At 67.5% G+C, this 11,090-nt stretch carries 8 protein-coding genes; 4 read left to right on the top strand and 4 right to left on the bottom strand.

From position 1 onward, the window contains the following. Nucleotides 1-111 precede the first annotated feature (111 nt). The 4 genes from ACTS1Z_RS11005 to ACTS1Z_RS10990 form a co-directional block, all read right to left on the bottom strand. A complete protein-coding gene (locus ACTS1Z_RS11005; protein WP_442624510.1) occupies nt 112-2,469 on the bottom strand; it encodes a TonB-dependent receptor in 2,358 nt (785 codons plus the stop codon). Nucleotides 2,470-2,471: 2 nt separating this feature from the next. Further along, the gene (locus ACTS1Z_RS11000) at nt 2,472-3,416 is read right to left on the bottom strand and encodes a FecR family protein (protein ID WP_442624509.1); all 945 of its coding nucleotides are present in this window, start codon (nt 3,414-3,416) and stop codon (nt 2,472-2,474) included. 36 nt (nt 3,417-3,452) lie between these two features. Continuing rightward, nucleotides 3,453-3,968 (bottom strand): RNA polymerase sigma factor, encoded by a 516-nt coding sequence (locus ACTS1Z_RS10995; RefSeq protein WP_442624508.1) that lies wholly within the window; start codon nt 3,966-3,968, stop codon nt 3,453-3,455. Nucleotides 3,969-4,074: 106 nt separating this feature from the next. Then, nucleotides 4,075-4,362 carry an I78 family peptidase inhibitor gene (locus ACTS1Z_RS10990; RefSeq protein WP_442624507.1) on the bottom strand — a complete coding sequence of 96 codons (288 nt, stop codon included), beginning with the start codon at nt 4,360-4,362 and terminating at the stop codon, nt 4,075-4,077. Nucleotides 4,363-4,655: 293 nt separating this feature from the next. Between ACTS1Z_RS10990 and ACTS1Z_RS10985 the strand changes: the two genes are divergently transcribed. The 4 genes from ACTS1Z_RS10985 to ACTS1Z_RS10970 all read left to right on the top strand — a co-directional run. Next, entirely contained in the window at nt 4,656-5,501 is an 846-nt protein-coding gene (locus tag ACTS1Z_RS10985) for an ImuA family protein (protein ID WP_442624506.1), read from the top strand. A 37-nt stretch (nt 5,502-5,538) separates the two neighbouring features. Beyond that, a complete protein-coding gene (locus ACTS1Z_RS10980) occupies nt 5,539-6,966 on the top strand; it encodes a DUF6504 family protein (protein WP_442624505.1) in 1,428 nt (475 codons plus the stop codon). Between the two features lie 247 nt (nt 6,967-7,213). Continuing rightward, nucleotides 7,214-10,489 (top strand): error-prone DNA polymerase, encoded by a 3,276-nt coding sequence (locus ACTS1Z_RS10975; protein ID WP_442624504.1) that lies wholly within the window; start codon nt 7,214-7,216, stop codon nt 10,487-10,489. A 114-nt stretch (nt 10,490-10,603) separates the two neighbouring features. Then, a partial coding sequence (locus tag ACTS1Z_RS10970) for a cbb3-type cytochrome c oxidase subunit I (protein ID WP_442624503.1) occupies nt 10,604-11,090 on the top strand: 487 nt, incomplete at its 3' end.

The raw sequence follows: 11,090 nt of genomic DNA, 5'->3' as shown, positions 1-11,090 counted from the left end.
AAACACAGTCCCTTCTTGTCCGGGAGGCGGAAGGCTTTCCTCCGGCCCTTCGGTGAGAAGACGACATGCGCGGCCGCCAGCCTTATGCCGGCGCGAAATTTCTGTTCTATTCTAGAAGCGCGCGTCGAAACCGAGACGCACCGTGCGCGGGCGCAGCGGCGTAACCTGCCGCCGGAAGGGCAGCGCGAACGGCGTTCCGACGGCGAAGCGATTGCCGACCGTATCGAACAGATTGGCGATGCCGAGCGATACGCCATATCGCTCCGTGCCGATCCGTGCATAAAGATCGGCTTCCGCCACATCGCCCTGCGGTTCGCCAAGGATCGGTCCGATGCCGAGGCGGGAATCGCCATCATAGCGTGCTGTTCCCGACAGGTTCAGCGTCAATCGCTCGGATAGCGGCCTGGTATAGTGGAAAGACAATTGCGCCCCGACATCGGCGACATTGGGCAATCGGTCGGTGCGCGCCAGCACGATCCCGGACACCGGTTCGTCGACTTTGCTGTTGTTGACGAAGAAGCCGGCCTCGAAGGCGAGCCCGTCGATCGGCCGCCACCCGGCACGCGCGTCGAACGTATATATGCGGCCGTCGCCGATATTCGCTGTCGTCGGAAAGCCGCTGAAATCGACGATATCGGCCTGGATATCCGTCCATCGCGAATAGGCGACGGTTGCGGCGATATCGAACCGTCCGCTCTCGCGCGAACCATGGCGGACGCCGAACTCCAGCGTCGTCACCCGGTCATTCTCGATCCGCTGGATGAAATCGTCGCGCACGACGAGGCCGCCCGGGCGGAAACCCTGTTGCGCGCGGAAGACCAATGTCGATTCCGATGACAATTCGAACATCGCGGCGACCGATGGCAGGACGGATGTTTCCGAGCGTTCGCCCGGATCGGTCAGCGCGGAGGCGGGCGCCTGCACGTTGAGCCCCTTTCCGTTGAGCCGCGCATGGCTGAAACGGCCGCCGGCTATGACCGTCAACCGGTCGACCGGCTGGAAAGAAATCTCGGCGAACAAAGTGCCTTCGTTGATGGCGTTGCGGACCCCGGTCGCATCCATCGGGCCGCGGGCCGGGCCGAACAGCCTTTCGGTCCGGACCCTGTTGTGGAGCAGGCTCGCGCCGACAACCCAGCCGAAGCCGTCATGCAACCGGCTGGCGAGACGGTTTTCCGTCGAGACGAGGAGGATGCGTCGCTCCTGATCGAAGGTCATCGGCGTCCCGCCGATCCGCGTGGCATCGAAACGCTCTTCGAGCCGCTGATGGACAATCCCGGTCGACGACGTGAAGCGCATCTCGTCCCAGTCATGGGAAATGACCACGTCGCCCATGAAGAAATCGTTCGAATAGCCTTGGGCGATCGCGCTCGTCCGGGTCAGCGGCGGCGCGCCACGATCGGCATATTGGCTGTCGCGCCCGTCGATCGTCTGGAACACGCCGCCGATATCCATCGTCCAGCCCTCGGCCGGAGCCAGCCTCAGGCTGGCCCGCCCGCCATAGGTCGTCACGCGGTTCACGTCCTCGCGGTCGCGGCCCAGATCGTCGATATAGCCGCCGTCCAGCGCGCCATAGCCGATCAGGCGCAAGCCCGCCCGGCCCGGTGCGAGCGGGATATTGACCATGCCGCCCCCGTCGATGCTCGGATCACCATGCTCGGTCAGCGAGACACCCGCCGAACCTTCAAGCGCCAATACGTCCAGTTCGGGCGGATTGCGGACGATGCGGATGATGCCGCCGAGCGCGCCCGCGCCATAGAGCGTGCCCTGCGGCCCCTCGAGCACTTCCACGCGTTCGATATCGTACAGCCGCAGGTTCGGATCCGAGGCGTTATAGTTGAGCCGCATATCGCCGAGATATTGTCCGACCGTCGCCTGGGTCGGTCCGAGAAAGCTCGAATCGGCGATGCCGCGAATGAAGAGCTTGTTGCGGCCGGGGCCGCTATGGGTGGAGGACACGGTCGCGAAACGCTCGACGATCGCCTCCGTACCGCGCCCGGGCACGCCGATGTTCAGTGCGTCGCCGATCAGGACGCTGGCCGTGCCGGGATAGTTGCTGAGCAACAGATCGCGCTTTGACCCGGTCACGACGATCGGCTCGATCGGAACCACGGTAGGTGCCGGGGCAAGCGCGCGGGCCGGCGCCGGCGCCGGTATCGGTGCCCGCTGCCGCACGGCAGGCGTGATGCGCCAGGCCCGGTCGCCGACGAGCGTGGGGCGCGCAGCAGCGTTTTCGAGCAGCCGGACAAGGGCCTGCCGCGCGGTCATCCGCCCCCGCACCGCCGGTGCCGATCGCAGTGCAAGCGCCGGGTCGGACAGCGCGATGCTGATATCGGCCTGGTCCGACAGGATTGTGATACTCCGGCCGAGCGGGCCGGCGGGAATGTCGATTGCGACGCGGCCCGAGGCCTGCCCGGGTACGGCGCATGCCAGCAGCAGCGCACCGACTAGCAGTCTGACGAGCCCCCCCACATTCAGCCCCTGGACAAGGTCCAGCCCGTCTCGCTCTCCCGCGCTTCGGCGCCGACAAGGCGGCCCAGCGTGGGCACGAAGCGGTTCGGATCTTCGTCGAGCCGAAGCACCCCTGTGAACCGCTCGGTCGCAAGATCGGGCGCGACCGCGATCGGCACGCCCGTGTTGCGCGAGATATCGGATGCGACGACCGGCAGCGGCATGTTGTGATAGATCAGCCGGTCCTCGCGCCAGCTCGCGACATCGCCGAGCGCGACATCCCGGCGCAGCAGCCGGCCCTCGGCGATTTGCAGGGCCTGCCCCGCATCCAGACGGATCGCCTGGCGCTCCGGATTCACGATCACGGCCCCTTCGGAGACGGCGATATCGGTTACGTCTTCGCGCGCCGCGACATTGAATATCGTACCCGCGTCGCGCAGGACGGTCCCGCCGGTTTCGACGATAAACGGGTCGGCATCGTTGTGGACGACCGTGAACAGCGCTTCGCCGCGATCGAGCCGCGCGAAACGGCCATCGGCTGCATAGACGAGCCGGGTTCCGCCGTTGATCGCGATCCGGCTGCCGTCCGCCAACGTCACGTTGCGGCGCTCGCCATCGGCCGTCGCGACCTGTGTGAGCGCGGGTCCGGTATCGAGCAACGTATAGCCCGCGACGATGGCGGTTGCCGACGCGGCAATGCCGAAGCCCAGCACCGCCCGTCGCTTGAAAACAGGCCGTTCGGGCTCCGCGATGCCGCGGTCGAGCGGCGATACGGGCGGATTTTTCAGGGCGTCCACGAGCGGCTCGCTATCCTCATCGGCGAGCGCCATTGTCTCATAGACGCCATTATGGCGCGGGTCCTGCTCCAGCCATCGGGTAAAGCCGTCCCAGTCCGCGAAATCGGGTTCGCGCATGCGGACGATCCAGCCGATCGCTTCGTCTTCAATCTGTCGCTCAGGAGCGTTCATGGTCAGTCCCTCTTGGGTAAGACGTCGCCATTGCCGCTATTCCTTATCCAACCGCGTCTGGAAATCGATCAGCGCGCGATACGCCTTGCGCAGATCCTTCTCGACGGTGCTCAGTCCCAGGCCCATTTCCTCCGCGATCGCGCGCTGGCTAAGCCCGTCGATCCGATGGCGGCGGAATATGGCCGCCGGCCGCTCTCCCAAGGCGTCGAGTGCCTCCTGCACCCGACCCAGGGTTTCGCGCGAGATAAGTATGCGCTCCTGAGACGGGATGGCCGAAACGCCGGCCTGGTCGCCGTGATTGGCGAAATCCCAGTCCTGTTCGCGCTTCTTCCGCCGGAGGGTCATGCGCGCCCGGTCGATCATGAGATTATTGGCCGCCCGGAACAAATAGGAACGGGCGTCCGCAATCGGCCCGGTCGGGGAATTATGCAGCTTGACCCACAGTTCCTGCAGCAGGTCTTCGGCCTCTTCTCCGGCGCCGCGCGCCAGCAGAAAGCGGCGGAGCGCTTCGCGTTCGCGTTCGAAAACCGCACTGATACCCTCGGTCCCCATGACCGGGATTCCTTTCGAATCGAAACGGTGATAGCGATCGGCCCGACCATTAGCCGCCGCCGAATTTTGCCGCAACGGGCACGAAGGCCCGGTCATCCGGCTGGCCTCAACCGCAATATACCCGAGTGATGACCCCGCGTTCGTCCAGGTCGACATTCATCCTGTCCGGGCGATAATCCTGCGTTACGGCATCGCCCGGATTGATCACGCGCATGACTAGTCCGGCTGGAAGCGTGACCGCCGCCAGCTGGGCGCCGACAAGCGATTGATAACCGTCTGCGGGACAACTGACCGCGTCGAGTCTCGGATTATCGCTTGGAGGTATCGCTTGGCATGCCGCAATCAGCACGCTGCTCGCAATGAGACTTGATGGGCCCTTCATGGATTTCAGCATTGTTCATTCCTCCAGCCCTTTTCTCCAGAGACCTCGGAGATAGATGTGGATCGGCCGAGATGAAGCAGAGCTTTACCGACACATGCGAACCGAAAGGAAACAGCCGACCCATACGGCTTCTTCAACTTCAGATCGCGTAGCGCGAATATGCCGGGTGCGCACGTGAAACATCCTCAGCCTCGATAATGCAGTCCGCTTCATCGGCTGCTGGGGCAGGCCAACAACTGTCCGGAGGCGCCGGGCGCTTGACTCGTCCATCGTTCCTGCCAGTATGGAACAAAACAAGAACGATTATGCGTGAGTCGGCTCCAATCCTCTCCGCGCTTCGGGCGCGCCTGGCGGACCATGGGTCCGGCGATGCGCGGGAAGACGCGTCCGGCGTCCTGGCCCTGGGCCATGCGCCGCTCGACGCCTATCTCGATGGAGGTCTGCGGCATGGACAGCTGCACGAAATTTTCGCGGAAGACGCCGAGGATGGCGGCGCGGCGGCCGGTTTCGCCGCGATGCTCGGCATCCTCGCGCAGGACGGAGGCGGGGGAAAGCCGCTGCTCTGGCTGCGCACCGAAGAGGCCGGGCGGCGCGGCGGGCGCTTCCATGCCGCGGGCCTGGCCGAGCTGGGCGGCGACCCGGCGGCGCTTATCCTCGCCACCGTTCCCGACACGCTGTCGCTGCTGCGCTGCGCGGCCGATGCGCTGCGGTGCGCCGGGCTGGGCGCGGTAGTCGCCGAATGCTGGGGAAATCCGCATCTGCTGGACCTGATGGCCAGCCGCCGGCTGACCCTGGCGGCCGAGCGGTCGGGCGTCACCGCGCTGATGCTGCGCCCGGGCGGCACGCCGGCGCCGAGCACCGCCGACACCCGCTGGTCGGTGCGCGCCGCGCCGTCCCGTCCGCTCGCGGCCAATGCGCCCGGCATCCCGGCCTTCGACCTGACCCTGCTGCGCCGCCGCGCCGGGCCGGCCGGGCAAAGCTGGCGGCTGGAATGGGATCGTGACCGGCGGCGCTTCACCGATCCGGGCTCCGAGGCAGTCCGGGAACCCGCCGAAGGGACGGACCGGCCGCCGGCGCTTCCTGGCGCTCTGGTTTCCCTATCTGCCGGCCGACAGGCTGCGGATCTGCGGGCGGCTGCCGTCCGCGCCTGAAGGGCCGCTCGCCTTCGTCGAGAAGGTGAAGGGGGCGATGCGCCTCATGGCGGTCAATCCGGTCGCCGAAGCGCTGGGCCTCGCGCCAGACCTCGCATTGGCCGATGCGCGGGCGCGGGTGCCCGATCTCGCCGTCCACGACCATGATCCGCTGGCCGATGCGTACTGGCTCGACCGGCTGGCGCGGGACTGCGTCCGCTACACGCCGATGGTGGCGGCCGATCCGCCCGGCGGGCTGCTGCTCGACATCACCGGCTGCGCGCATCTGTTCGGCGGCGAGGAAGCGCTGGCAAGGACGGCGGCGGCGCGGCTCGAAGCGATCGGCATGACCGTCCGTTCCGCGCGCGGCTCGACCGCCCAGTCCGCCCATGCGCTGGCCCGGCACGGCAGCGGAGACGGCGCAGGGGAAGCCGCCGCGATCCGCCGCCTGCCGGTCGCCGCGCTCGAACTCGATCCCGAAAGCGATCTCGGCTTGCGCCGCGCGGGCCTCAAGACGGTCGGCGCGGTAGCGGACCGGCCGCGCGCGGCGATCGCGGCGCGGTTCGGGGCGGTGGCGGTGCTGGCGCTGGAACGCCTGCTGGGAGAGGCCGAGAGCCCGCTCGACCCCGAATACCGCGAGCCGCGCATCCGCGTCGCGCGCCGCTTCGCCGAGCCCGTGGCGAACAGCGACTATGCGCTGGCCGTGCTCGAAGAGTTGATCGCCGAGGCCATCGAAGCGCTGGCGCGCCGCGATCGCGGCGGGCGGCGCTTCACGGCGCTGTTCCACCGGACCGACGGCCGCACCCGGGCGCTCCGCGTCGAGACCGGGCTGCCGACGCGCGATCTTGCGGCGATCCGCCGGCTCTTCGACGAGCGGATCGGGGCGCTGGCCGATCCGCTCGATCCGGGTTTCGGCTTCGATTGCGTCGAGCTGGCGGTGCCCGTGACCGAGCCGCTCGCGCCGCGCCAACCGGGCCTGGAAGGCGGGACGGGCCGGGAGGCGCGGGACGGCGCGGTCGCCGAACTGCTCGACCGGCTGAGCACGCGGTTCGGGCGCGACCGGCTACACCGGTTCCGCCCCGGCGATACGCATATTCCCGAACGGGGCCAGATCGCCGTGCCCGCCCTCGAAGCCGCGGCTTCCATGTCCTGGCCGGTGCCCGAACCCGGCGAGCCGCCCCTGCGCCCCCTGCAGCTGTTCGATCCGCCCGAGCCGATCAGCGTGATCGCCGAGGTGCCGGACGGGCCGCCCCACCGCTTCCGCTGGCGGGGCAAGCTGCGCGAGGTGGTGCGCTACGAGGGCCCCGAACGCATCGCTTCGGAATGGTGGCACGGCAGCCGCGACCCGCTGGGCCGCACCCGGCTGACGCGCGACTATTACCGGATCGAGGATGCGGCCGGGCGGCGCTACTGGGTCTTCCGTCACGGCCTGTTCGGCCGGGAGAAAGCCGATCCCCGCTGGTATCTGCACGGGCTGTTCGCATGAGCAGGTCACGATCGGGACCGTCCCTTAAATCCCGCGATGTTTATTTCCTTGCGCCACGTACCGACATTGCAATTCAGGTCGTCATTGCGAGGAGCCGCCAGACGACGCGGCAATCCAGAGCAACTGGCGAGGCGCGTGCGGCTCTGGATTGCTTCGTCGCTCCGCTCCTCGCAATGACGAATCCTTGTCGCAAGGGATTAACTGCCAAATCCCTCTCCCCCTGCTCTTGCGGAGGGAGAGCGAGGTCATGGCCATGAACTTCGCCGAGCTCGTCGCCGCGACCAACTATTCCTTCCTGCGCGGCGCCTCGCATCCCGGCGAGATGGTCGGGCAGGCGGTCGCGCTGGGCATGGCGGGCATCGGCATCGCCGACCGCAACACGGTGGCCGGGGTCGTCCGCGCGCATGTCGCGCTTCGCGATGCGCTGGAGGATCTGCCCGAAGAGGCGCGCGCCGCCTTTCGGTTCCGGCTCGTCGTCGGGGCGCGGCTCTGTTTCGTCGACGGCACGCCGGACATTGTCGCCTATCCCAAAAGCCGCCACGGCTGGGGGCGGCTCACGCGCCTTCTGACGGTCGGCAACCGGCGGGCGGAGAAGGGCGATTGCCTGCTCCAGCTCGGGGACCTGCTCGATCATTGCGAGGACCTGCTGCTGATCGCGATGGCCGATGCGGACCATGAAAGCGCGCTGCGCTGTCTCGCGGATGCGGCGCCGGGCGCGCTCTGGATCGGTGCGACGATGCCGCGCAGCGGGCGCGATCACCGCAGGCTGGAAAGGCTGGCGGCCTTCGCCGCGCGCCTCGGCCTGCCGCTGCTCGCCACCAACGACGCGCTCTATGCGACCCCGCGGCATCGCCAATTGCACGACGTGCTGACCTGCATCCGCGAGGGTGTGACGATCGCCCATGCCGGAAAGCTGCTCGCCGCCAATGCCGAGCGGCACCTGAAGCCGCCCGGCGAGATGGCCCGGCTGTTCCGCGCCTGTCCGGAGGCGATCGCGGCATCGGGCGACCTGCTGTCCCGCATCGATTTCACGCTGGACGATCTGCGCTACGAATATCCGCACGAGCCCGTGCCCAGGGGCTGGGCGCCGCAGGACTGGCTCGAACATATCGTCCTCGAGGCGGCGAAGGAGCGCTGGCCCGACGGCATTCCGGCCAAAGCCCATGCGCTGATGGACGAAGAGTTCGCGCTGATCCGCGACCAGGACTATGCCTATTATTTCCTCACCGTGCACGATGTCGTGAAGTTCGCCCGGTCGCAGGATCCGCCGATCCTCTGCCAGGGGCGCGGATCGGCGGCCAATTCGATCGTCTGCTACCTGCTCAGGATCACATCGGTCGATCCGGTCGAGCATAACCTGCTCTTTTCGCGCTTCGTGTCGCGGGAGCGCCGGGAGCCGCCCGATATCGACGTCGATTTCGAGCATGAGCGGCGCGAAGAGGTGATGCAGTATATCTATCGCCGCTATGGCCGCGAACGGGCCGGGATCGCCGCGACCGTCATCCATTACCGGCCGCGCAGCGCGGTGCGCGAGGTCGGCAAGGCGCTGGGGCTGTCGGAGGACGTGACCAGCCGGCTCGTGAGCACGGTCTGGGGCAGCTATGCGCGCGAGATGGAGGCGGAGCGGATCGCGGAGACCGGCTTCAGCCTCGACAATCCGGAGATCGCGCGGCTGAAGGCGCTGGTCGACCAGATCCTCGAATTCCCGCGCCACCTCTCCCAGCATGTCGGCGGCTATGTGCTGACCGAGGGGCGGCTCGACGAGCTGGTGCCGATCCACAATGCGGCGATGGAGGACCGCACCTTCATCGAATGGGACAAGGACGATATCGACGCGCTCGGCCTGATGAAGGTCGATATCCTCGCGCTCGGCATGCTGACCTGCATCCGCAAGAGCTTCGATCTGATGCGGCGGCACGGGCTCGGCGATTACGAGCTGGACACGATCCGGCACGAGGACCCGGCGGTCTACGACATGCTCTGCGCAGGCGACAGCATCGGCGTCTTCCAGGTCGAGAGCCGCGCGCAGATCAACATGCTGCCGCGGCTGCGCCCGCGCGAATTCTACGATCTGGTGATCCAGGTCGCGATCGTCCGCCCCGGGCCGATCGAGGGCGACATGGTCCATCCCTATCTCCGGCGGCGTTCGGGCAAGGAGCCGGTCGACTATCCCTCGCCCCATCCGCCGCACGATCCCGACGAGCTCAAGGGCGTGCTCGGCAAGACGTTCGGCGTGCCGCTGTTCCAGGAACAGGCGATGAAGCTCGCCATCGTCGCCGCCGATTTCTCGCCCGAGGACGCCAACCGCCTGCGCCGCGCCATGGCGACCTTCCGCAATGTCGGCACGATCGACCAGTTCGAGCAGAAGATGATCGAGGGGATGGCGGCGCGCGGGTACGACCGCGATTTCGCCGAGCGCTGCTTCCGGCAGATCGAGGGGTTCGGCAGCTATGGCTTTCCCGAGAGCCATGCGCTGTCCTTCGCGCGGTTGGTCTATGTGTCGAGCTGGATCAAATGCCATCATCCGGCGGTCTTCACCTGCGCGCTGCTGAATGCGCAGCCGATGGGCTTCTACGCGCCGGCCCAGCTCGTCCGCGATCTCCGCGAGCATGGCGGGGAGGTGCGCGCGCCCGATATCAACGCCAGCACCTGGGACAGCAGTCTCGAACCGGCGGGGGAGGGCGCGCTCGCGCTGCGCCTCGGCCTGCGCCAGATCGACGGCTTCCGCGAGGAATGGGCCGGGCGGATCGAGGCCGCGCGCGCCCGGGGCCGCTTCGCGGGGATCGAGGACCTGGCCCGCCGCGCGAACCTGCCGCGCCGGGCGCTGCGCCTGCTCGCCGATGCCGACGCCTGCCGCTCGATCGGCAAGGACCGGCGCGTCGCCCTGTGGGAGGTGCGCCGCATGCCAGGTGGCGAGCTGCCGCTTTTCGCCCATGCCGATATGCGCGAACTTCGGGAAGAACCCGATCCGAGACTCCCCGCCATGCAAGCCGCCGAACATGTCGTCGCCGACTACCAGACGCTCCGCTTGTCGCTGAAGGCGCACCCGATGGCGTTCCTCCGCCCGCTGTTCGACCGGGAAGAGGTGCTGCGCTGCGCGGCCGTCAACGCGGCGAAGGACGGGGCCCAGGTCAGGGCGGCCGGCGTCGTCCTGATCCGCCAGCGGCCGGGCAAGGGCAATGCCATCTTCATCACGATCGAGGACGAGACCGGCATCGTCAACGCGCTGTTATGGGCCCGGCACATGGAGCGGTTGCGCCGCCCGGTCATGGCCTCGCGCCTCATGGTGATTCACGGCGAAGTGCAGCGCAGCGAAGAAGGCGTCGTCCATCTGATGGCGGCGCATATCGTCGACCACACGGATGCGCTCGACCGGCTTTCGGACGGACATGTCGCCGAACCCGCACTCTCGCCCGCCGACGAGGTCGCGCATCCCCAGGCTGGGCGCGGCTCCGCTGCCCTGCGCAATCGCGGCCATCCGCGCAATGTCCGCATCCTTCCCAAGTCCCGGGATTTTCATTGATTTTTTCTATGACGACGGAAAGAGCGCCTGTCCCGGCCCGGTTCTTGATTCCGATCAAAGAGTCGGATGCCATGCCCCCTATGAGCGGGGCACGCTTTGCAAAGGGAAGGGCGCATGGAAACTCTGACAATGAAGGTCGGCGGTTGGTTGATCGTCGCGTTTTTGGCTTTTGTGGCCGCCGCAGCGGCCGCGGATTCGGGCTTCGCCATCCATATGTGGATCGTGGTCGCCGCCGCGCTGATCGCGGCATTCGCGACCGCGAACAAGGCGGATTTCGCGTCGCTCGCGCGCGGCGCGGCACCACGGCCCGACGAGAGCCGCTATGACGACGATCCGGTCCGCTGGGGCATCATCGCGACCGTATTCTGGGGCATGGCGGGGTTCCTGGCGGGGCTCTACATCGCGCTCCAGCTCGCCTTTCCCGTGCTCAATCTCAATTTCGAGTACACGACGTTCGGCCGGCTCCGCCCGCTCCATACGTCCGCCGTCATTTTCGCCTTCGGAGGCAATGCGCTGATCGCGACGAGTTTCTACATCGTCCAGCGTACGTGCCGGGCGAGGCTTGCCTTCCCTGGCCTCGCCCGCTTCGTTTTCTGGGGCT

The sequence above is a fragment of the Parasphingopyxis sp. genome, from assembly GCF_052168295.1.
In the GTDB taxonomy this organism is placed as follows: domain Bacteria; phylum Pseudomonadota; class Alphaproteobacteria; order Sphingomonadales; family Sphingomonadaceae; genus Parasphingopyxis.
This window is presented reverse-complemented; position numbering and strand designations above follow the sequence as displayed.